Origin of the sequence: Marinobacterium marinum (genome assembly GCF_013868415.1) — a bacterium.
GTDB lineage: Bacteria > Pseudomonadota > Gammaproteobacteria > Pseudomonadales > Balneatricaceae > Marinobacterium > Marinobacterium marinum.
In genome coordinates this window covers 63,502-85,332 of sequence record NZ_JACEMT010000033.1, presented here as the reverse complement: position 1 = coordinate 85,332, position 21,831 = coordinate 63,502, and the positions used below count along the sequence as shown (strand labels likewise).

General features: G+C 55.9%; 18 protein-coding genes, 3 tRNA genes and 1 pseudogene. 11 read left to right on the top strand and 11 right to left on the bottom strand.

All coding sequences use genetic code 11. From position 1 onward, the window contains the following. The first annotated feature begins 68 nt into the window (after nt 1-68). Nucleotides 69-1,031: a LysR family transcriptional regulator gene (locus H1S06_RS02545; protein ID WP_181736898.1), complete on the top strand. Its 963-nt coding sequence runs from the start codon at nt 69-71 to the stop codon at nt 1,029-1,031. Here the strand turns inward: H1S06_RS02545 and H1S06_RS02540 are convergent. The 7 genes and pseudogenes from H1S06_RS02540 to H1S06_RS02510 form a co-directional block, all read right to left on the bottom strand. Then, nucleotides 1,003-1,383, bottom strand: coding sequence for a rhodanese-like domain-containing protein (locus tag H1S06_RS02540; RefSeq protein WP_181736896.1), 381 nt, complete (start codon nt 1,381-1,383; stop codon nt 1,003-1,005). The genes H1S06_RS02545 and H1S06_RS02540 overlap by 29 nt on opposite strands. Before the next feature lie 80 nt (nt 1,384-1,463). Then, a complete protein-coding gene (locus tag H1S06_RS02535) occupies nt 1,464-2,243 on the bottom strand; it encodes an ABC transporter ATP-binding protein (protein ID WP_181736894.1) in 780 nt (259 codons plus the stop codon). A gap of 8 nt (nt 2,244-2,251) precedes the next feature. Next, nucleotides 2,252-3,493 (bottom strand): glycosyltransferase, encoded by a 1,242-nt coding sequence (locus H1S06_RS02530; RefSeq protein ID WP_181736892.1) that lies wholly within the window; start codon nt 3,491-3,493, stop codon nt 2,252-2,254. Between the two features lie 223 nt (nt 3,494-3,716). Then, nucleotides 3,717-3,836 (bottom strand): annotated as a pseudogene (locus H1S06_RS02525) (IS256 family transposase); the annotation flags it as partial. Nucleotides 3,837-4,388: 552 nt separating this feature from the next. After that, nucleotides 4,389-4,465: transfer RNA gene (locus H1S06_RS02520), tRNA-Pro, on the bottom strand. A gap of 12 nt (nt 4,466-4,477) precedes the next feature. Next, nucleotides 4,478-4,553, bottom strand: a tRNA-Asn gene (locus H1S06_RS02515). A 19-nt stretch (nt 4,554-4,572) separates the two neighbouring features. After that, nucleotides 4,573-4,648, bottom strand: a tRNA-Asn gene (locus H1S06_RS02510). A gap of 318 nt (nt 4,649-4,966) precedes the next feature. Here H1S06_RS02510 and H1S06_RS02505 point away from each other — a divergent pair. From H1S06_RS02505 to H1S06_RS02495, 3 genes are read left to right on the top strand one after another with little or no spacing between them, the layout of a single operon-like run. After that, the gene (locus tag H1S06_RS02505; RefSeq protein ID WP_181736890.1) at nt 4,967-6,364 is read left to right on the top strand and encodes a Wadjet anti-phage system protein JetA family protein; all 1,398 of its coding nucleotides are present in this window, start codon (nt 4,967-4,969) and stop codon (nt 6,362-6,364) included. Continuing rightward, on the top strand, nt 6,365-7,156 hold the full coding sequence (locus tag H1S06_RS02500; protein WP_181736888.1) for a DUF4194 domain-containing protein: 792 nt from the start codon (nt 6,365-6,367) through the stop codon (nt 7,154-7,156). Further along, nucleotides 7,153-10,575: an SbcC/MukB-like Walker B domain-containing protein gene (locus H1S06_RS02495; RefSeq protein ID WP_181736886.1), complete on the top strand. Its 3,423-nt coding sequence runs from the start codon at nt 7,153-7,155 to the stop codon at nt 10,573-10,575. Before H1S06_RS02500 ends, H1S06_RS02495 begins: the two co-directional genes overlap by 4 nt. Before the next feature lie 4 nt (nt 10,576-10,579). Here the strand turns inward: H1S06_RS02495 and H1S06_RS02490 are convergent, their stop codons facing one another. Next, nucleotides 10,580-11,236 carry a hypothetical protein gene (locus tag H1S06_RS02490; RefSeq protein WP_181736883.1) on the bottom strand — a complete coding sequence of 219 codons (657 nt, stop codon included), beginning with the start codon at nt 11,234-11,236 and terminating at the stop codon, nt 10,580-10,582. Nucleotides 11,237-11,357: 121 nt separating this feature from the next. Here H1S06_RS02490 and H1S06_RS02485 point away from each other — a divergent pair, with 121 nt between their 5' ends. Further along, nucleotides 11,358-12,659 (top strand): DUF3422 family protein, encoded by a 1,302-nt coding sequence (locus tag H1S06_RS02485; RefSeq protein ID WP_181736881.1) that lies wholly within the window; start codon nt 11,358-11,360, stop codon nt 12,657-12,659. A 36-nt stretch (nt 12,660-12,695) separates the two neighbouring features. Beyond that, on the top strand, nt 12,696-13,022 hold the full coding sequence (locus H1S06_RS02480) for a BolA family protein (RefSeq protein WP_181736879.1): 327 nt from the start codon (nt 12,696-12,698) through the stop codon (nt 13,020-13,022). Nucleotides 13,023-13,087: 65 nt separating this feature from the next. Here H1S06_RS02480 and aroA read toward each other — a convergent pair whose 3' ends face one another. Both aroA and H1S06_RS02470 read right to left on the bottom strand, forming a co-directional pair. After that, nucleotides 13,088-14,368: a 3-phosphoshikimate 1-carboxyvinyltransferase gene (gene aroA, locus H1S06_RS02475; RefSeq protein ID WP_181736877.1), complete on the bottom strand. Its 1,281-nt coding sequence runs from the start codon at nt 14,366-14,368 to the stop codon at nt 13,088-13,090. Between the two features lie 72 nt (nt 14,369-14,440). Beyond that, complete coding sequence (locus tag H1S06_RS02470; RefSeq protein ID WP_181736875.1) at nt 14,441-14,962, bottom strand: methylated-DNA--[protein]-cysteine S-methyltransferase; 522 nt, start codon at nt 14,960-14,962, stop codon at nt 14,441-14,443. Nucleotides 14,963-15,136: 174 nt separating this feature from the next. On the opposite strand from H1S06_RS02470, the gene H1S06_RS02465 reads away from it, so the two are divergent. The 3 genes from H1S06_RS02465 to H1S06_RS02455 are packed head-to-tail and all read left to right on the top strand — an operon-like array spanning nt 15,137 to nt 18,538. After that, complete coding sequence (locus tag H1S06_RS02465) at nt 15,137-16,930, top strand: ABC transporter ATP-binding protein (protein ID WP_181736873.1); 1,794 nt, start codon at nt 15,137-15,139, stop codon at nt 16,928-16,930. A 17-nt stretch (nt 16,931-16,947) separates the two neighbouring features. Next, the gene (locus tag H1S06_RS02460) at nt 16,948-18,063 is read left to right on the top strand and encodes a phospholipase D-like domain-containing protein (protein WP_181736871.1); all 1,116 of its coding nucleotides are present in this window, start codon (nt 16,948-16,950) and stop codon (nt 18,061-18,063) included. A 10-nt stretch (nt 18,064-18,073) separates the two neighbouring features. Then, the gene (locus tag H1S06_RS02455) at nt 18,074-18,538 is read left to right on the top strand and encodes an outer membrane lipoprotein (RefSeq protein WP_181736869.1); all 465 of its coding nucleotides are present in this window, start codon (nt 18,074-18,076) and stop codon (nt 18,536-18,538) included. 47 nt (nt 18,539-18,585) lie between these two features. Here the strand turns inward: H1S06_RS02455 and H1S06_RS02450 are convergent, their stop codons facing one another. Further along, nucleotides 18,586-19,164 carry a YecA/YgfB family protein gene (locus H1S06_RS02450; RefSeq protein WP_181736866.1) on the bottom strand — a complete coding sequence of 193 codons (579 nt, stop codon included), beginning with the start codon at nt 19,162-19,164 and terminating at the stop codon, nt 18,586-18,588. 108 nt (nt 19,165-19,272) lie between these two features. Between H1S06_RS02450 and recQ the strand changes: the two genes are divergently transcribed. Then, complete coding sequence (gene recQ / locus H1S06_RS02445; protein WP_181736864.1) at nt 19,273-21,405, top strand: DNA helicase RecQ; 2,133 nt, start codon at nt 19,273-19,275, stop codon at nt 21,403-21,405. Continuing rightward, nucleotides 21,402-21,827, top strand: coding sequence for a YqaA family protein (locus H1S06_RS02440; RefSeq protein ID WP_181736862.1), 426 nt, complete (start codon nt 21,402-21,404; stop codon nt 21,825-21,827). The genes recQ and H1S06_RS02440 overlap by 4 nt, the downstream gene beginning before the upstream one ends. Nucleotides 21,828-21,831 lie beyond the last annotated feature (4 nt).

The window sequence follows — 21,831 nt, the reverse complement described above, 5'->3', positions numbered from 1 at the left end:
ATCAGGACATTGAATCTAATTAATTATATCGAGCTTGCGTATAGATAATTATCTATGTTTGAGGCTGTATGAATCTTCGTCATCTCACATTTCGTCTGCTGGAAGTCTATGTCACGGTTGTACGTACGGGGTCGGTGACAGCGGCAGCCCAGCAGCTGCACTTGACGCAACCCACGGTGTCTCAGCAATTGAAGCGGTTGGCTGAAGCTGTCGCCGAACCTCTTTTCGTGTCACGAGGAGGGCGGCTTGAGCTGACGGACTCGGGTCGAGAGCTGTATCGTACGGCACTGGATGTGACCGGCCGCTTTGAGGACTTTCAAGACTATCTGGCAGAGTTGAAGGGCGGACAAAAAGGGCGTTTCAGTATCGCGCTGGTGAATACGGCGCAGTATGTCCTGCCCAAATTGCTGGGGCCCTATTCGCAGGCCTTTCCCGAAGTGGAAATGACGGTCGAAATTGGTAACCGACAGCAGTTGCTGGAACGTTTTGAACGCCAGCTGGATGACATCTATGTCTTCAGTCACCCTCCTTCGCTGGAGCAGGCGCATGTGGCGCGTTTTTTGCGAAATCCGTTGGTGGTGATTGCGCCCGAGCAGCACCCGCTGGCTCATAAGCAGGAAGTGGAGCTTGACGATATTTTGCAGGAGCGGTTGCTGTTGCGCGAACCGGGGTCTGCCACGCGTATGTTGTTTGAAAGCTGGTTACAGGGGCAGGGTGCGCAGTGGTTCAACGGTATGCAGATGGCCAGTAACGGCGCGATTCGTGTCGGTGTGGCGGCCGGGATGGGGTTGGCGGTTGTATCGCGGCATGTATTACCGGAGGTACATCCCGGTATCGTTATCTTGCCAGTGAAGGGGTTTCCCATCGAAAGCCACTGGCATTTTATTGTTCGTCGAGATCGGCGTTTGCCGTATGCCGCGCGCAGTTTTCTGGAGTATGCGGCCGGCGAGCTGGATCAGTGCCTGCCGGCCGAATACCTGTGTAACGAGGTTTCGACCCTGCTCAATCAAACGACGGAAGCGATGGCGTAACAACGGGCTTGTCAGCGGCCAGCCAGGCCTCAATGCCGCCAGTGATGGATTGCACGTGCAGATAGCCCATGCTGTCGAGGGTTTGTGCGCTGAGCGCTGCGCGGCCGCTGTTTTTGCAGTACAGCACAATATTCAGGTCACGGGCGGTGAGTGCCTCGTCGTTGCTGAATTTGAATTCCAGCAGGCCGCGAGGGATGTTGATGGCTCCGGCAATATGGCTGTTGTGATATTCCTCGGGTTCGCGTACGTCGATCAGCAAATCGGCAGCCTGAATGGCATTGTCAGCGGCGCTGACCGGTATTTCCTGAATCTGTTTCTTGGCGGCAGCAACGAGGTCGTGAGCTGTTTTCATAGTGAGTCCCGTGTGTGAATGTAACGGGGTCATTTTAGATTAATTTATATTAGATAAAAAGAATATAATGCCAGGCAGGTCTATGCTTGGCTGTGCCAGAGGTGGTACCAGTGGTTCTTCTGGCTGATTTCCAGCGGGACGCCATAGAGTTGTGACAGGTTGGTGCTGGTCAGAATGTCCTGCTTGGCGCCGTCGGCCATGACTTTCCCCTGTCGAAGCAGAATGACACGGTCGATTTCGGGAATGATATCGGCGACATGATGGGTTGCGATCAGCATGGAGCCGCCCTGTCGGCAGAAGGATCTCATGAGTTCCAGCATCGTGATCGAGGCACCCATGTCGAGACCGTTGGCCGGTTCATCCAGAATAAGGGCCTGGGGCTGATGAATCAGGGCGCGTGCAAGCAGCAGGCGTCGTTTTTGTCCGGTGGACAGGCGCTGATACATCTGGTGTCGATAGTCTGCCAGTCCCATGTCGGACAATAGCTGCTCGGCCAGTTGCTGCTGCGCTGTTGTTGGCTGCAGGTGTCCGTGTTGACCAATGCTGCCGAAATATCCTGACAAAATGACACTCAGGGCCGGCGTGTAAGGCGTGTAGTCTTCCTGAAGATCGCTGGAGACAACGCCGATCCGGCGGCGCAGGTCCCACAGGTTAACTGCTTCACTGCCGTACAGCCGCACATGGCTGTTGGGCGTGACCACTGGATAGAGGTCACGGCTGATCAGTTTCAGGAGTGTGCTTTTGCCCGCGCCGTTGGGGCCGAGAATGGCGACGCGCTCGCCTTCCTTGATACGCAACGAGAAATTCTGCAATACAGGGGTCTGTTGCTGGTAAACCGTGACGTTTTGAATATCGATCATGCGATGACCTACCTGTTATTTTTGGCTTCAATCCATTGCGCCATGTATTGGGTGCTTTTCATACTGTGGTGTCGGAGCATGGCGCCGGTAAAGTTGGCGAGCCGATGTTGAGCCAGGCCTTGCCTCAACTGCTGTAATCGAGATACCAATGTACCGGCATGGCAGTCGAAGTCAAAACGCCGGTTGTGTAGTTCAAAGCCCAGTTGTTGAGAGGTCTGCCATTGGTGTTCTTGGGTGTACAGCATAATGGCCTGTAGGGCGAATTGTTCGGGGCTATCGGTAACGGGTTGCGGCCAGTGGTGATCACCTGCCATGCCCTCGACGCCAACGGATGTCGTGATTGAAGGCGTACCACAGGCCAGGGCGTCAACCAGTTTTCCCTTCAGTCCGGCTCCGAAGCGCAGCGGTGCCAGATTGACGCGAGCCTGCTGCATCACGCTGTTTACGTCTTCGACCCATCCCTTGATCAGAAAACCTTGTTTGGGGTTATGCAGTTGGGTGGCTTTGGGTGGCGGGTAGGCACCGCAGACATGCAATTCTGCTTCGGGTAGCCGGTCGTGGATCAGAGGCCATATGCTGTGTTTGAGCCAGAGTACGGCATCCCAGTTTGGGGCGTGGCGAAAATTGCCAATGACGATGAAATGCTGACGCTGTTCGAACGGTGGGCGTTGCTTTTGTTGCTCGGATGTCACTGGAGGCTGCATAAAAGGGCAATCCAGGAGCAGGCTTGCGTCAACCTTGAATTGTTGTTGCAGCAAATCAATTTCGGCTTTGGAAATCATCAGGGTCAAGTCGCTGCGCAGGATGGCGGCAACTTCGCGTTTGGCGTGCTCGGAATACAATTGTTCCGGCAAGGTATTCAGGCAGACTTCACCATTTTTTTTACAGGCCTGGTGTCGTGCGTGGCGCAGGCAGGACAGATCTTCAGTGTCGAGCAGGCGAATAGCGTTTGGGCAGTATTTTTCAACACGCCAGCCAAACTGTTCTTCCATCATGAAGCGGTCAAACATCACAAGGTCGGGCTGCAGTTCGTCAATGAATGTATCGAAGCTGCTGCAATTGAGAGCGATGTTGATCTCGCGAATGTCCATAGAGGGCAGGTTTGCGCGATGAATGCTCTTTTCCGCCGGGCTGGCAAAGGTGACTTCCCAGCCCTGTTGCCGAAAAGTCTTCAGCAGTGCCAGCATCCGGTAACCGGCTGCGCTGGATGAAGGTTCAGGCCAAACGTAGCCGATAACCAGTACTTTCATGTTGATGTTCCGCGCTGACTGCGCCTCCTGACAGGAATGGAAGATGCGGATTTTATCACCTTTGCAAAACCAGAAGTGGGGTGAAAGGTCGGTTTGGAAAGGCTCGGTAGTCAGGAGTTTCAGGACTCGGCTTGCTGAGTTTATAGGTTGTGTTGGAGGGGGCGTCCGATGCTCTGGTCTGTAATCTGTGCTTTGTTCAGGTAGCTTTCGCTGCTGTTACTTGTATTGCGGCTTTGGTGGGTTGCTTGATCAACGGGGTCAGGATACGGTCTTTGCCGGTGAGGTCTTTGCTCTCACGCAGAGCTTGAAGCGCGGCATCCATATCGAACGCAGGTTTGGTCATGAGTCATCTCTTTTCGGTTCAGTCTAAAGAAAAGACACAGAATTTTGAACACTGCTCCTATATACGCCGTCTGTACCATATAATAGTGCCATGACGTTTTTTATGATCTTGGGTTTTATGGCTCTTTATCCTTCTTTGCTGCTGTTGTTGTCAGGTCGGCCTGGTTGGGCGTTGCTTAGCCTTCTGTCGATACCTGCTTGGTTTGTACACCCTGCTTTTGCTCTAGTGGGCTGGTTTAGCAGCTGTGCTTTGGCTAGCTTGAGGGACTAGGGTAATTACGTATCAGTTTCGAAAGTACCGGCTTTCGTTGGTATTATACCTGCTTCAAAGCATAGTGATGTGTCTGTCGGCTAGTGGTGTAATATGCCGTGCACTTTTATTGCAAAGAGTGGGGCTACTTTGGTGTAAATTTGATGTTTCTTGACTGTTCGTCCCGGCAAGACTCTCAGTATATTTTGAAACTTGGACTGATGGGAGGAGGTCGTGAAATATTTTTAGTCTATAGGTTAAGACTACAACTGGGGAGGGGTAGAGATATCATAAATTTATAAGTGGTCGGAGCAGAGGGATTCGAACCCCCGACCCTCTGGTCCCAAACCAGATGCGCTACCAGACTGCGCTATGCTCCGACACTTTTAAAATGGCTCCCCGAGCTGGACTCGAACCAGCGACCAATAGATTAACAGTCTACTGCTCTACCAACTGAGCTATCAGGGAATAGCCATAACGGTAAGGTTGGCTCCTCGAGCTGGACTCGAACCAGCGACCAATAGATTAACAGTCTACTGCTCTACCAACTGAGCTATCGAGGAACGTCTCAACCGTGGGGCCGTATATTAGTGATGAGTTGGCGGGTCGTCAAGCCCTAATGTGAAAAAAATTTCCTGTTGCATCAAGGGCCTAGTGAAACTGTTTACATCGTTACTCCAAATGCATGGCAAATTTGCCATGCAGGGGGGCTGGGCGGGCGGAGAGAGGCTGTTGGGCGTGTTGACGTCTGGGGCAGCAAGAAGGCGGCAGCAGACTAAATGATCCGAACCGATGTGAGGCCTTTCCTTCCTCTTATCTCGCACACGGTTTTTCGCTAACATAACCCGCTTATGAAAACCGACCACAAACCGGACAACTCAGTGCTGTTTAACAAGCTTCCTGAAGATATTTTCATCCCGCTCTCGGGGCAGAATCGGCAAGTCTACCAGTCCGTACTGCTCGAGCTGGCGGATCTCTTTTTCGATGAAGATCTGATAGATCCCTTCATTCCTCGTGATTTGGTGCGTTCTACCATCGAAAATGCGGTGGTGCGCATGGGTGTGCGGCGCTGGGAGCATGAGCAGGGGGAGGACTCGACAGAGCCGCCGCGTTCGACGGCCGAATACACCAACCGTATCTATCGTCGTCTGGTACAGACTGGCTGGCTAGAGGAAGAGCAGAAGGTATATCGTACCTATGTACTGCTGTCGCCCGCGGTCAGCTATCTGCTGCGCTCGCTGGTCAGTATCGCCAAGCTGGAAAAACGCAGTTATGGCGGAGCGGTGCTGAACGTGCTCAGTTCGCTTGAATCGGCCGTCCATGATCCCGAGGGGCGCGGTATTACCCTGGCGGAAGCGGCGCAGACCGCTGCGGATTTCAGTGCGCACTTGACCGATATGATGCTCAGCCTGCGCGAGCTGAAAATAAACCTGTCAGCCAGCAATAATCCTCAGGAGATCGTGCGCGGCTTCTTTGACCGCTTTGTCGAACAGGTTCTGGTATCGGATTACAAAACGCTGAAAACGCGTAACAACCCTTTCCGCTTCCGGCGCCAGATTCTGTCGATGCTGCGTGACCTGCAGTTCGATCCGCTCAAGCTCAAGCAGCTGGCCGGGCATTATCAGTTACAGCTGGATGTGTCTCTGGATGTGGCTGAAGCTCAGGTACATCAGCACATCAATCGTATTATTCGCATTTTTGACTCGGTAGATCAGCGTCTGGCGGCTATCGACGATTTTCGCTACCAGCTGGAAAAGCGAGTGGCGGATACGGTGCGCTACATGGACAAAACAACGCCAGGCATGGCTGCACGCCTGTCGCGTGTCATCGCAGCGGCAGCCAAATTACCGGATCATGTGACTCCGCGCCTGGACACTCTGGAAGAGGTTGGCTTTATCGCGCCGGCCAGTGTGCGTGCTCCCGTACGTCGCCGTATTGAAGCCAAGCCATGGGTGATCACTCAGCAGGAGATCGATCCCAAGGTGCTGGAGCTGCGCCGTCTGTTCAAGGAATGGAAGGAGCGCCGCGAAGTCAACGTGGAGCGGATCGAGACTTTTCTGGAAAGCCAGCTGGCCGGGCGTGACCAGTTAAAAGCGACCGACTTCCGCATTAGTACGGTAGAAGAGTATATCTGCTTCAGCTATGTCCGCCACTTGAACTCCCTGGGCAAGAAAGCGCTGCACATGCGCAAACGTTACCGAATTCAATTTGAAGACCACTACGTCAATGTCGCCGATATGGTGGAATGTCGTGGTTTTACCATCCACAGGAATCCCTAAATGCTTGGTGATCTGCAGAAAATCGTCTCCCGCAATGAGCAGCATGACGCTGATGACTTTATCCGCGCCGCTGGTTTGTTGCTGAGCAGCCAGTTCCTTTATGCGGACCGCCCTGTACACCGTGACAGCTACTTTCTGATCGCGAGTCATCTGGACTATTTCCGCAACCTGTTTGAAGCGCTGGGCTGGACGCTGGCCTATCAGCCGGATGAAGCCTTTCTGGGCATTATTCCCCAGGGTGAGGAGCGGGTGCTGAAGCTCAAACTGGACGAGTCCCTGTTGATGTTGTGTCTGCGACAGCAGTATGAACAGAAGCTGGAAAATTTTGAGGTGGAAAGTGGCAAGGCCTACACCACCACGGACGAGCTGCTGCGCCTGTTTGCCAGCCTGACGGGCAAGGATATTCCCAATGAAACGCGATTAAAGGAAATCCTGTCGCTGTTTACCCGTCATGGTCTGGTTGAGCGTGGGAAAGTCGATGAGACAGATCCCAAGAATATTCCCTTGAGGATCAACCCCACCATCCGCCAAGTAGTGGTTGAGGATTATATCGGTCAGTTGGAAGCGCTGTGCGATCTGGATATTCGGGACCGGGGGGACGAAGAGTCTGAACCGGATGCGACGGATGAAGCCCCGGTTGATGCTCATGTTGAGGAGCCAGTGGATGTCGAAGCGGACGCCGCTGAGCCGGAAACGGTTGAACCGCAACCGCCTGCCGCAGAAGCGGAATACAGCGAGCCTGCCGCTAATGATGAGCGCGACACTGATAAAGCGGAGGATACCCCGTCATGAAACAGCTTAACCGAATTGTTCTGGTCAACTGGTATGTACTGGGTGCCGTTGAAATTCCGATCAAAGGGAATGTTGCCATTGTCGGCCCCAACGGCTCGGGAAAATCGTCCCTGCTGGATGCGATTCAGACCGTCTTGATGGGGGGGCACAAGCGTCACCTGAGCTTCAACGCCTCGGCGGGTGAAAAAAGCGAGCGCTCGCTGCGGACCTACTGTCTCGGCTTCATGGATGAGCAGGGCAAGAAAGCGATGGCGCGTGAAGACTCGCTGACCTATATGGCCTTGAGCTTTTTTGACACCGAGACCGCGAAGGAAAGCTGTATCGGTATTGCGATCAGCGCGTCTACGGCATCCGCCGAAGAGGATGTGCTGGGCCGTTTTATTCTGCCGGACTTTTCCGTTTCACTGGATGATTTCTCGGTGAAACAGGGTAGTGGTCGCTTGCCTCGTCCCTGGAATGAGGTGCGTGACAGCCTGCTCAAGCAGTGCCCGGACATGGTGTTGGAAAAACGGGCCAACCGCTTTATTCGCGATATGGTGACACACCTGAGCCATGATCCGCAGATGCCCAACGATGACGACAAGTTCATCAAAAACTTCAAGAATGCGCTTAAATTTGTGCCGATTGACAGCCCGACCCGTTTTATTCGGGAGTTCGTGTTGGATGAGAACATCGTGCATGTAGGCGCCTTCCGCAAATCGCTGGATGAATACCGAGCGATGGAGCATAAAACACAGGAAGTCGCCAACCGTATCGGGGAACTGGAGAAAGTTCAGGAGCACTGTGGTGGCATCAGCCGCAATATTAAGAATGCGGTTGAATATGAATGGGTTGTGCACGAAAGCCGTTTCGAAAATGCCGATTTGCGCAAGGAAGAAACCGCGGAGCGCCTGGAAGCAGCCACTGAAAAAGAAGAACAGCTGCAGCGGCAACTGGAAGAAAACAGCATTCGTCTGAACCAGGCGATGCAGGATTTGGCAGACGCTCGCGCCGAGTTGAATACCAGTGATTCCGCGCACAAGATCAATGCGCTGGAATCCACGATCAAGGCCCGTCAGCATGAACAGGGCGTCGTGCGTGACAAAATACAGCAGGCCTACAACCTGCTGCGCACGACTGTGAGTTTTGCCGCTTACAATGAATTGTTGCCGGCAGACTTCCGTCCGCTGGTCGAGCGTTCGGTTGATTTGTGGCGCTCGGGTGAGAACCTGCCGGTGGACCAGTGGCCTGCGGAGCCGGTCAGCGTCGATAAGGTGATTGAGCAGCTCAAGGCTCAGGTTGACGATGTACGTAAGGCGATTGCACGTCGTTATGAAGAATCGGTGATTCGTATCAACGACCTTCGCAGCCTGATTCAGAATCAGAAAAGCGCGGTTGAACAACTGCAGCAGGGGCGTGCCCCCATTCGCCATAACACTCGTGAGCTGATGGACCTGCTGGACAGCTATGGTATTGAGTCGACTCCGATTTGCGAGCTGGCAGATATCAATGATGACAAGTGGCGCATCGCCATCGAATCTTTCCTGGGGGCGCGTCGCGAGGCTCTGGTCGTGGCGCCGGACAGAGTCAAGGAAGCGATTACCCTGTATCGTCGCAAGGGTCGTCACCTCAAGGGGTGCCGCATCATCAATACCACCAAGTCCGGTGACTGGCTGCATCGCAGCAAGCGTGGGTCGTTGGCGGAGTTTATCGATACCGATAACGACCATGCTCGCGCCTACATGAACCGTGCCTTGGGGGGCGTGATGGCGGTGGAAACGGAGCATGAGCTGCTGCGGCAGGAGCGTGCGTTGACCTATGACTGCATGCTGCAGACCGAAGGTTCCACCACTTCCATCAATGAGCTGAGCCCTATCATGGGTATCCGTCGTCGTCAGGATCAGCTGGAAGTGCAGGGGCGTCAGGTGGATGAACTGATTGCCGAGTTCACGACACTGGGACGGCGTCACGAGTCACTGGAGAAGTTGCGCGATGCCTTGATCAACATGACCTCCAGCCTGACACATATGACCGAAAGCGTGTTTGACCTGGGGAATCAGAGAGAGCAGCTGGCGACAGAAGTGGCCGGCTATGAGCAAGCAGTTACAGACCTGCGCAATCACGATGACAGTGGTATTCGGGTACGTATTGCCGAGCTGGCGGAACAGCAGCAGGAGATAGATGCCAAGCAGAAAGCGCTGATGGAAAAGCTGCAAAAAGTGCGGACCGGCATGATCAAGGACAATGCCAGTCTGGAAGTGCTGGAGCAGGAGCTGGTCGAGCACGCCCAGTCACGTACCCTGTGTGCAGAAAAGGCCCATTTCGATGCCCAGGCCGCTCAGGAAAAACGCGACTATTTGGACGACAGCTGCGGTGGCGAGCTGGAACGCATCATTTTCGAGGCGGCCAAGCGTGCCCAGTCCGAAATTCAGCTGCATGAAAAGAAAAAGAATGCCGTGCGTGATGCGGTGGCGCAGTACAAGGCGCGCTACCATGGCGGCGGCCTGAGTCATCAGGAGCTGGATAATATCAGTGCCGAATCCAGCCATGAAGATCTTGAATTCTACGTCAATAAGACGGTGCAGGCGCTGCGAGATTCAGAGCTGGCCGAATACACCAAGCGTGCCGAGCGGGCGCGACTGGAAGCGGAAACGGCCTTCCGTTCGGACTTTGTCGCGCACCTGAACGATCAGATCAACAAGATCAAGGACCTGATTCGCGAACTGAACAGTCACCTTAAGAACCGTCCTTTCCATCAGGAAATGTACAGCTTCGAGATGATGCCGAACCCGGAACTCAAGGATATTCTGGAACTGGTCGAAGCCTACACCCGTCTGGATCAGGCCAACGTGGGTACCCTGTTTGATATTCAGCATCAGGGGGATAACGACCACCGCGAGGCGCTGAACAAGATTCATGACGTGCTCAGTGACGAGGGCGAAAGCAGCCTGTTGCAGGATTACCGCAACTTCTACAACTTCGAGTTGGTCGTCAAGGACCTTGAGGGGAATCGCAAAACCACGTTGACCCAGCGCATCAAGACCGGTTCGGGTGGTGAGCATCAGGTGCCGTTCTATGTCGCCATGGCCGCCGCCCTGGGGGCAACCTACCGTTTGAAAGAAGGCGGTGATGGCCGTCCGGTCGGTGGTTTGAGCCTGTCTGTCTTTGACGAGGCGTTCAACAAGCTGGACTCCGAGAACACGGTAACATCACTGGGCTTCATGTCTGATCTGGGGCTGCAAACCATTATTGCGGCACCGGACGAGAAGTACTCGCTGCTTTCGTCCTGTATGGATACCATCATCAACGTGTGTCGTGATGGTCGGGTTGTCGATCTGGATGTGGAATTTCCGACTGAACTGGGCAAGGCGTTGCTGGCGTCGGATCATCCCTACAAGGTACTGGCGGCAGAAGCGGAAGGAGCACCGTTGCCGGTCTGACGGCCTAGCGGAAGGGGGCAGGCAGGGAGGGCTGCCCCGGCTGGCGCTGTTCCAGGTCGGCAATCAGGCTGACCAATACCCGGCCGCGATAGCTCAGCTGCAGCCTCGGGCCGCTTGTCAGCACCTGCCAGTCGTGAGGGTGATTCAACAGCTCCAGCAGTACCGCACTGGCGCCCAGAGAGGCGTTCGCCTCCTCGTTGCGCCAGTCCCGATACTGGTGATTGGCCAGCAGTCGTTTCAGGGCGGTAATCCGCCAGGTATCGGGCAGTGCTGTTAACGGTGGCAGGAGTTCGCTGCTGTCTGGCGCGTGCAGGTGCTGGTCACGGGGGCGGGAGCGGCGCGCACTCAGATCCGAATGAACTCCCAGAAAACCGTTGTCACGTACATTACCGCTAAAATCCAGGGTTTCGAGTCCGGCTACCAGTGCCTGCAGGCTCCAGTTACAGCGCTTGATCAGCTGCCAGGCAGGGTCCATGGAGCGGCGGGAGCCAAGGGTGTAGCGTACCGGTGCCTGCTTGCTGAACAGAGTCAGTTGCAGAAAATGGCTTTGGAAATCGACCAGGCAGGCGGGGCTGTCAATCATGCAATAAGGTACATCCCGACGGCAGAAGGCGATCCAGTCGTGACGGCTTTCCAGCTGGGGCAGCACGCGGACAATCATAGGCGACTCGTGTTGATATGGGCCGCAAGTATAAGATAAACAGGGTCGGTTTGACGATTAGCGGGGGGTTTTCATCATTAGCGCAATTGATTAAGGTTGAATCTTTGGCTCGGATTCATTGATGAACATTCATCCGCTGCGATCACACCTTTACGATGAGCTGCATTCCCGTCCTTTCCAGGTTATTCCCAGCCCCGCTCGGGTAACACACATTGCCGTCCTCTGTTCTGAAGCGCAAAAACGGGCGCAGAAGGAGCACTTGCAGGAGCTGTATGGCGTCTTTGGATGTCCGGTTCATCAGCAGGATCAGAACTGCTATGAGTACGATTGTGGCAGTTTTCGCCTGCGCCGCGAGCAGCACACCGAATTTACGACCTATACGTTCACGAACCTGGACATACCTGAAGGCAGTGATCCTTTTGACGTGACCGGTTTGACGCCTTTGCCTAAGGGGTGGGTAGAGTCCCTGCCTGGAGAGGTGGTGGCGGCCTTTCATGTCAGCATAGAAGATGCGCGCCAGGCTCCAGAGCCCGACCTGCCGGAGGTCAAGCGGGCATTTGAAGATCTGCGTCTGGTCGGTAGCAGTCCTCAGAATGGCGATGCGCATGTGTGGGCCAGCTTTCAACTGCATTCCGACGGGTTTGGCCGTTTGATGGTGGTTAACAAGCGGATGAGTGATAGCCAGCTGGGACGTCTGGCACAGCGTCTGATGGAAATTGAAACCTATCGCCTGATGGCATTGTTGGCCTTGCCGCTGGCGCGTTCGGTATCGCCGGAACTGGTGCGCATGAATGATCGTCTGGCCCAGCTGACCCAGCAGTTGGCGGGAGAAGGCGGAGTGGATGAGCCGGCTCTGTTGGCCGATCTGATCGACATGGCGGCTGATATAGAATCCTGGCGTGCCCGGCTCACCTTTCGGTTCGGTGCCACCAAGGCCTATCATGCACTGGTCCTGACCCGGCTGGAGGAGCTGCGTGAGGATGAGGTGTCAGGACATTTGACCATCACTGAATTCATGACCCGTCGATTGACGCCTGCGGTACGCACCTGCCAGGCCAGTGGTGAGCGTCTGGAAGACCTGTCCACGCGTGTGGATCGTGTGTCCGATATGATGCGTACCCGTGTGGAGTTGAGCATTCACCAGCAGAATCAGCAGTTGCTCAGCTCCATGGATCGACGTTCTCGTATTCAGTTGATGATGCAGCATACGGTTGAGGGGCTGTCCGTGGTGGCGATCAGTTATTATCTGATCGGCCTGCTGAAGTATGTCTTCGAAGCGGTGTATGATGCAGGTGTTCCGATTGACAAGTCATTGGCAACCGGCATAGCGGTTCCCGTGGTGACTGCCAGTGTGTGGCTGGCGACCCGGAGAATACATCATCACTTTATTCAGATGGCGCGCAAGGATCGCATTCGCAAGTGATCGGGCGCCGTCCGTCGAGTTATCAGTGGAGTTTACATGAGTGTTGCTGAACAGCTGGAATGCCTGCTTCAGGCGGGATTGCAGGTGGAATATATCCGGTTGGAAAACGAAAGTCATATGCATTCGGGACCTGCTACCGAAAGCCACTTCAAGCTGGTACTGGTCAGCCCCGATTTTGCCGGCAAGCGGTTGGTGCAGCGTCATCAGCAGGTTTATGGCCTGGTTGCGGAGTTGATGCAGAACCCCATTCATGCACTGGCCCTGCATCTGCATACACCGGAAGAGTGGGTTGAGCGCAGTGGTGAGGTGCCGCTGTCGCCGACCTGTAAGGGCGGCTCCAAGACGGATCAGGCAGGCGGATAAACGGATTTTGCTACCGATGTGACAGCGCCTGGGCGTGTCACATCGGTGCGGGCCATGTCTTGCGGTCAGCGCGTAATTGACGCAAACAGATCGAAATACTCAGGGAAGGTCTTGCGTGTGCAGCCCGGATCGTTGATGGTAACAGGTGCCTTGCCAAAGGCGGCCAGTGAAAAGCACATGGCCATGCGGTGGTCATCATAGGTGTCGATAGCGGCACTTCGAATCTCGCTCGGCGGAGTGATTTCGATGAAATCCTCGCCTTCGACGACATCCGCTCCCACCTTGCGCAGTTCGGTTGCCATGGCGCTCAGACGGTCGGTTTCCTTGACTCGCCAGTTGTATACATTACGGATTGCCGTAGGGCCTTCGGCAAACAGTGCCGTGGTCGCAATGGTCATGGCCGCATCAGGGATCGCATTCAAATCCAGGTCCACACCCTTGAGCTCTCCCCGGCTGACTTCAATCCAGGTCGGTCCGTAGCTGACCTGGGCACCCATGGCTCCGAGTACTTCGGCAAATGCCTTGTCACCCTGGACGCTGTCGGCTCCCACGCCATAAACGCGGACGGTACCGCCAGCGATTGCGGCAGCCGCAAGGAAGTATGAGGCCGAGGAGGCGTCGCCTTCCACCATGACTTCACCCGGTGAACGGTATGTTTGTCCGGCCTTGATGATGAAGCGTTGATAGTCCTGGTTTTCGACCCTTACTCCGAACAGCGCCATGCTGTGTAACGTGATGTCGATATAGGGTTTGGATACCAGCTCACCTTCCACGTTGATGATCAGGTCGCCTTCGGCAAGGGGAGCGCTCATCAGCAGTGCGGTCAGAAACTGGCTGGAAATGTTGCCCTTGATTGACACCTCGCCACCGCTCAGGCCATTGGCATTGATGCGCAGTGGCGGAAACCCGGGTTCGCCCAGGTAGGTGATGTCGGCTCCCAGAGGGTTCAGGGCATCGACCAGATCCGCGATGGGGCGTTCGTACATGCGCGGTTCGCCGGTCAGGGTAAAGCTCCCGCGGCTGGCGCACAATGCGGCGCACAGCGGGCGCATGGCGGTACCTGCGTTGCCCAGAAACAGTTCCAGTGCCTGCTCGGCGGCAAATGCCTGTCCCCGTCCTTCCAGTTCGCAGCTGCGGCGATCGTTTGCCAGGGTGTAGCGTACGCCCAGTGCCTGCAGAGCATTCAGCATATGGCGGACATCATCGCTGTCGAGCAGGTTGGTAATACGGGTTGTGCCTTCGGCCAGGGCCGCGAGCAGAAGAATTCGGTTGGACAGGCTCTTGGAGCCCGGAATCTGAACTTCGCCGTTGGCGTGGGCCAGCGGTTGCAGGGTCAGGGTATCCATGGATAGCAGCTTCACTCTACGCAGGTCGTGGGGGGCATAAGCTACCGCTAATTGCTGCCAAGGTCGAGTCTCCTAAGGTGTATTGCCGGTTTGAATGACCCTGTACCGCTCGAGTTCGGCCGCAGTTGTCAGCGGTACCTGCTCCAGCTCCAGTAAATGGACTTTGGTTGCAAGTCCGCCACCGTATCCGACCAGCATGCCCGAAGCGCCTACGACGCGGTGGCAGGGTACGATGATCGGGAGAGGGTTGCGGTTGTTGGCCATGCCGACGGCGCGAAAGGCTTTGGGGCGACCGACGGCTTGAGCGATATCGGCATAGCTGCAGACCTGGCCGTAGGGAATGGCCTGCAAGGCTTGCCAGACGGCTTGTTGAAACGGAGTGCCGATCAATGAAAGAGGAAGCTGGAAGCGGGTGAGGGTGCCGGCAAAGTAGGCCCGGAGCTGTTCGGCCGCTTGTTCCAGAACGGGGTGTTCATCGGTGTTTGGAGTAGGTGTTTGGCTTCGTCCGAAGTCGATGCGACACAGGCCTGTCGCATCAGCCTGAAGGGTCAGGGGGCCAATGGGGGTTGCCGGAATGATCAGGGTGGCGTTCATGGGCGAAGTTTCCGATCGGTTGTGCAAGGTGTCAGAACAGGGGTTCAGCTTTGCAGCATAGTGAAAGAGCGAGGGCACAACAACCGTGGGTGTTTTTCTGCTCAGGGCTGGCGTACATTGAAGGAATCAGGCGCGCAGAGTGTCTGAATTTTCTCGCATATAAAGGAGTTTCGGGTGTCACCTTCCACGCCTCCCCGCTATACCTGGCGGTATATCTTCAATATCGCTTTGGAGCACAAGCGTCAGTTGGTCCTGGCTAACCTGATTGCGGTTGGAGCTGCAATCCTGAGTGTGCCCCTGCCGCTGTTGATGCCGCTTCTGGTGGATGAGGTCCTGCTGGAGCAGCCTGGTGTGGTTGTAGCGAGTGTGGAGCGGATCTTTCCCGCCGACTGGCAGGGGCCGTCATTGTATATCGGGGCGGTGCTGCTGCTGACGGTCGTGTTGCGGCTATTGTCGCAGGGGCTTAACGTGCTGCAGGCGCGCCAGTTCACCATTATCTCCAAGGATATCATCTACCGCATTCGGGCCGGACTGCTGGAGCGTCTGCAGCGTATTTCGATGGCGGAATATGAAACACTGGGCAGTGGCGGGGTCGCGTCTCATTTTGTAACCGATCTGGATACGGTGGACCGCTTCGTCGGCAGTTCGGTCAGCCGGTTTCTGGTGGCGCTGTTGTCGATTGTGGGCACGGCAATCATTCTGCTTTGGATGCACTGGCAGTTGGCCTTGTTCATCCTGTTTCTGAATCCCTTCGTGATCTGGTTGACTATGATGGTGGGCAAAAAGGTCAAGCATTTGAAGGCAAGGGAGAACTCGGCTTACGAGCTGTTTCAGTCGGCGCTGACCGAGACGCTGGACGCCATCCAGCAAATCCGGGCATCCAACCGGGAGCAGCATTATCTGATGCAGCTGACGGAGCGGGCACGGGAAGTGCGTGATCACTCGACCAGTTATGAATGGCGTTCGGATGCGGCCAGTCGTTTCAGTTTCATGCTGTTCATGATCGGGGTTGATCTGTTTCGCGCCGTATCCATGTTGATGGTGGTGTTCTCAGATCTGTCGGTGGGTCAGATGATGGCCGTGTTCGGTTACCTCTGGTTCATGATGGGGCCGGTGCAGGAGGTGCTGGGCATGCAGTATGCCTGGTTCGGAGCACGTGCGGCGCTGGAAAGGGTCAATCGTTTGATGGATCTGAATCAGGAGCCCCGCTATCCGCAACTGCAAGACCCGTTTGCAGGCCGCAAGAGTGTCGGGATCAGTTTGCGTGACGTGCATTTTGGCTATTTCCCGGATCAGGATGTCTTGCGTGGGATCTCGCTGGATATTCCGGCCGGTCAAAAAGTGGCGTTGGTGGGGGCCAGTGGCGGCGGCAAGTCCACGCTTGTGCAGGTGCTGCTTGGGCTTTATCCGGCACGAAAAGGGGAAATCTGCTTTGACGGAGTGCCCGTGCAGCGCATTGGGCTGGAACAGGTACGCGAGCATGTGGCGACCGTTTTGCAGCAGCCGGCACTGTTTAATGGCACCGTGCGTGACAACCTGGCCATGGGGCGCTCTTTTGCCGATCGGCAGCTTTGGGATGCGCTGGAAGTGGCACAGCTGAAGTCTTTTGTCATGGGGTTGGAACACGGCCTGGCTACAATGGTCGGGCGACAGGGCGTGCGCTTGTCCGGCGGGCAGCGGCAGCGGCTGGCCATTGCGCGCATGGTGTTGTCCGATCCTGCGGTAGTGGTGCTGGACGAGGCTACATCGGCGCTGGATACCCAGACCGAGTCTGCCTTGCATCAGGCCATGTCTGGCTTTTTGCAGGGACGCACCACAATCATCGTGGCGCACCGGTTGAGCGCGGTAAAGCAGGCTGACAGGGTCTACGTGTTCGAGGATGGGCATATCAGCGAGCAGGGGAGTCACGATGAATTGCTGGATCAGCAGGGGTTATATGCTCGGCTGTATGGCCAGCGGCAAGTATAGAGGTAAGCATTCGGCATATGCGGCAGCGCTTCAATTGGCAGGGTGGTAACCGGATCGAGCTGATGGTGGACGGCGAAAACTTTTTTCCCGCCATGCTGAAGGCGATAGAGCAGGCCGAGTCCAGTCTGTTGCTGGAGTTCTATCTGGTGATTTCCGGCAAAATCATGGACCGCTTTTCCCAGGCGCTGGCGGATGCTGTTCGGCGTGGTGTCTCCGTGCGTTTGATTGTTGATGGCTTTGGCGGTCGGCACTTGAGCCGGGCGGATCGACAGCGTCTGGAAGCGGCTGGTGTGCAACTGGTTGTTTATAATCCGCTGCAGCTGAGCAAGCTGACACGCAATTTTGCGCGAGACCACCGCAAACTGATGCTGATTGACGAGCGCCTTGCCTTTATCGGTGGCACGGGGCTGTCGGACGAATATTGGCTGTCGGAGCGACCGGGCTGTCCCTGGCATGAAATCATGTGCCGAATCGAAGGGCCGGTCGTGGCAGACTTGATCAGTCTGTATAACCGCCTGTGGCTACGTTGTACCGCTCGCCAGCTACCACCGCCCTCGCCGCAGCCTGAGCGAGGACAGGCGTTAATGCGGGTGACAACCGTACAGGGGCTGTATCAGCAGGACATCAAGGTTGCTTTTCTGAATCATGTGAACGGCGCCAATGATCGGGTTTGGCTGGCAACCGCGTATTTCATGCCATCGTTTTCCATTCGCTCTGCCCTGAGGCGTGCGGCGCGGCGCGGCGTGGATGTGCGTATGCTGGTGGCCGGCCCTTACACCGATCAGTTTTGGGTATATCATGCGTCAAAGCGTTATTATCGTCGCTTGCTGAATGCCGGTGTGCGTATTTATGAATACCAGCCGCGCTTTCTGCATGCCAAGGTGGGGCTGGTGGACGACTGGGTATCGCTGGGGTCGTGTAACCTGGATCACTGGAATCTGCGCTGGAACCTGGAGGCCAATGTGGAAGTGATCGAGCCTGAAATGACCGAACAAGTTGAACGCTTGATGTTGGCGGATCTTGAGCAATGTGCTGAAATGACCGCCGATGAGTGGTCGAAGCGGCCCTGGCATCGCAAACTCAAGGAGCTGATTTGGGCGTTGATCAGTCAGCTGGTTTTGAAAATCAAATAGAGTTATGGATATGAATAAAACAATTGCAGTGATCGCATTGTCAACCGTTACGCTTCTGGGCGGTTGTGCGCAACAGGGATTGACCGGTAATACGTACAGCCGTGACCAGGTGGGCAAGGCTCAGAGTGTTCAGTACGGGATTGTCGAGTCCGTGACGCCGGTTCGTATCGAAGGCCGGACCGACGGTGTCGTAGGCAGCGGCACTGGTGCAGTTGTGGGGGGCATTGCCGGTAGCCATATCGGTGGCGGTACTGGCCGTACATTGGCGACGGTGGTGGGCGCAGTGGCCGGTGGTGTGGCTGGTCAGCATATCGAAAAGTCGGCAACAGAGCGTCAGGGGCAGGAAATTACTATCCGTCTGGACGACGGTGGTGTGCTGTCTGTTGTGCAGGAAGTTGAAAACGGACGTTTCTTCCAGCCGGGTGATCGTATTCGCGTACTGGGCCAGGGACGCTCCCGTAAAGTGTCCTACTGACCGGGGCCGCGGCCATGCAGGGCATGGCCGCCTTCCGGGCCTGAAAATTACTTGTCAGGTGCGTGGAAATGCAGGTACAGGTCAACCAGAACTTCAGGAATCTGAACGCACATCTCTTCACGCAGGGCGCGATCCTGGCTGATCTCACGCACGTCCTCGTCTTCGAACAGGTCTGACGCGACCATAACGGGAAGCAGCAGACCGGCAACGGTTTCCTCGTCCTGGCCAAACCACTCTTCCTCATGCAGGAACACGCCCTCCATGAATGACTGTGCCCAGGTGGTCAGCTCCGTGGCGTCTTCGTCGTCTTCGGCTTCCAGGCTCAGCTCGCAGGGCAGCAGAATTTCCTGATCGTTATAGAGGTCATTGCCGATGGTACGGTAAAGCTTGCGCAGCAGTTCGATAATGGTGTCTTTTTCGGCGGCTGAACGCCATTCGGGCTCGCCATCAAAAAGCTGCTCCAGCCACTCGGCCTCGGTGACCGTTTTGGGGCTGATGTTCAGCGCGCAGAGGAAACCGTGGGCTCCGATCAGGTCCAGCGCTTCGTCGGAAACCGCTGGTGAAAACAGAAACTCTTCCAGATGATCCAGTTCTTCTTCTGTGATGAGGGCAATATTGGCAGTCATGGCAGCATATCCGCAACGAAGGAAACAAAAGTGATTCTACCCCGAAGCAGCGTACAGGGATATGGTTGCGGGATGACTTCATGTGGGGGATCACGGATAATATCGCACATGATTGAACGCGCCCGACAAATACTCGCCGATGTCTTCGGCTTCGAGTCCTTCCGCCAGCCTCAGGATGAGGTTGTTGCAACACTGATAGAAGGCCGTGATGCGCTGGTTATTATGCCGACCGGCGGCGGCAAGTCGTTGTGTTATCAGTTGCCCGCGCTGGTGCGTGAAGGGTGCGGAATTGTGGTTTCCCCCTTGATCGCGCTGATGCAGGATCAGGTCAGTGCCTTGTCACAGCTGGGGATACGAGCGGGGTGTCTGAATTCCTCCATGTCGCTGGAGGCCCTGCAGGAAACCGAGTGGCAGCTGCGTTCCGGTGAGCTGGATTTGCTGTATGTCGCGCCCGAACGCTTGCAGCAGCCACGTACCCAGCAGTTGCTGAGCGAGAGCAAACTGGCCCTGTTTGCCATCGATGAGGCGCACTGTGTGTCGCAGTGGGGCCATGATTTCCGTCCTGAATACATGCAGTTGAATGTGCTGCGCAGCCTTTATCCGGGTGTGCCGCGCATCGCGTTGACCGCTACGGCGGACGCGCGGACGCGTCAGGAAATACTGGATCGGCTGGAGCTTGATGATGCGCGTGCATTTGTCTGTGGTTTTGACCGGCCGAATATCCGTTATCGGATTGGCCAGAAAAACCGGGCGCGTGAACAGTTGCTCAGATTTATCCGCGAGGAACACCCGCAGGATGTCGGAGTCGTGTACTGTCTGTCGCGCAAGCGGGTAGAAGAAACCGCCGCCTGGCTATGTGAGCGAGGCTTCAATGCCTTGCCTTATCATGCCGGGCTGGATGCACGCTTGCGTCAGCACAACCAGCACCGTTTTCTGACTGAAGAATCCGTCATCATGGTAGCCACCATTGCCTTTGGCATGGGCATTGATAAACCTAACGTGCGTTTTGTTGCGCACTTGGATCTGCCGCGCTCCATCGAGGCTTATTATCAGGAAACCGGCCGTGCCGGACGTGATGGCCTGCCGGCTGATGCCTGGATGGTGTATGGCCTTCAGGACGTGATTTTCTTGCGGCAAATGCTGGAAGGATCGACCGCCGAGGATGCGCAAAAGCAGGTCGAGCGGCAGAAGCTGGAGGCGATGCTGGGGCTGTGCGAGATTACCAGCTGTCGTCGGCAGGCGTTGCTGGAGTATTTTGGTGAATCCGAGCATGAGCCCTGCGGCAACTGCGATACCTGTCTGGAACCCGTACCGACCTGGGATGGTACCGAGGCGGCGCGGAAGGCATTGTCGGCCGTATACCGGAGCGGTCAACAGTACGGGGTGAATTATGTGGTTGATATCCTGCAGGGGCAGTCGAGTGATAAAACGCGGCAGCGTGGTCATGAACAACTGTCGGTCTGGGGAATCGGGAAAGAGCTGGATCAGCAGCAGTGGCGCTCGGTATTTCGCCAACTGGTGGCGCGGGGCTATCTTAATGTTGATCCGCAAGGCTTTGGCGTGCTGCACCTGAGTGACAGCTGCCGCCCCTTGCTGAAGGGGGAGCAGTGCCTGGAGTTGCGGCGTGACCTGCGCCAGAAAGCGCCGACTGCCGGGAGTGGCAAGGGGCGCAGCGCAGTGGCGCAACAGCGCCTGGACGCGGACGAGAACCGTTTATGGGAAGCGTTGCGTGCCCTGCGCAAGCAGCTGGCGCAGGAGCAGGATGTGCCGCCGTATGTCATTTTTCATGATGCCACATTGATGGAGATGGTGCTGTACCGCCCCATGAGTGCCGAGCAGATGCGCCGCCTCAGTGGCGTGGGGGAGCGCAAGCTGACGCTGTATGGGCAGCCGTTTCTGGACTTGATCGAGGAGCATGCGGTACCGGATGACAGTGCCAGCTATCAAGCCGAGCAGTCACTGCTGCTGTACCGCAGCGGCATGACGGTTGAACAGGTCGCACGGCAGCAAAAATTGTCGGTCAACGTGATTTATGGTCATTTGGCACAGGGCATACGTCAGCAGATGATCAGCGTGGATGAGGTGGTTGAGCTGCCGGCAGGTGAACGTACAGAGATCGAAAACACCATTCGATTTTGTCGTCAACAGTTTGGCGACTCGCTGAAATCGGTGCATGAAACCCTGGAAGGGCGCTATGAATATGGCCTGCTGCGCTGTATTCGCCAAGGTATGGAGATGTGAGTGAGGCCCTGCAGGGTCCGTTCGGGCTTTTTTTCAGTGCCCTGATTTCCTCTACTCTGTTGCCAGGTGGGTCTGAAGTGCTTTTGGCCTGGCTGGTGACTGAAGCCACACATTCGGTTTGGCTGCTATGGATCAGTGCTACGGCAGGGAATGTGCTGGGCAGTCTCTTGACCTGGGGGATGGGGTACTGGATTGCCGGTCGGTATCCGTTGCGGTCGTTGGAAAACCCTCGGCATCGGCGTGCGCAACGCTGGTTGGAGCGCTATGGTCCCTTCGGGCTGTTGTTGGCTTGGCTACCGATCATCGGGGACCCTATCTGCCTGGTAGCCGGTTGGCTCAGGATCGGTTTCGTTGCCAGCCTGGTCATGATTACGCTGGGCAAATCATTGCGCTATGCTGTCGTTATCGGGCTGGCCGGCTGAGTGA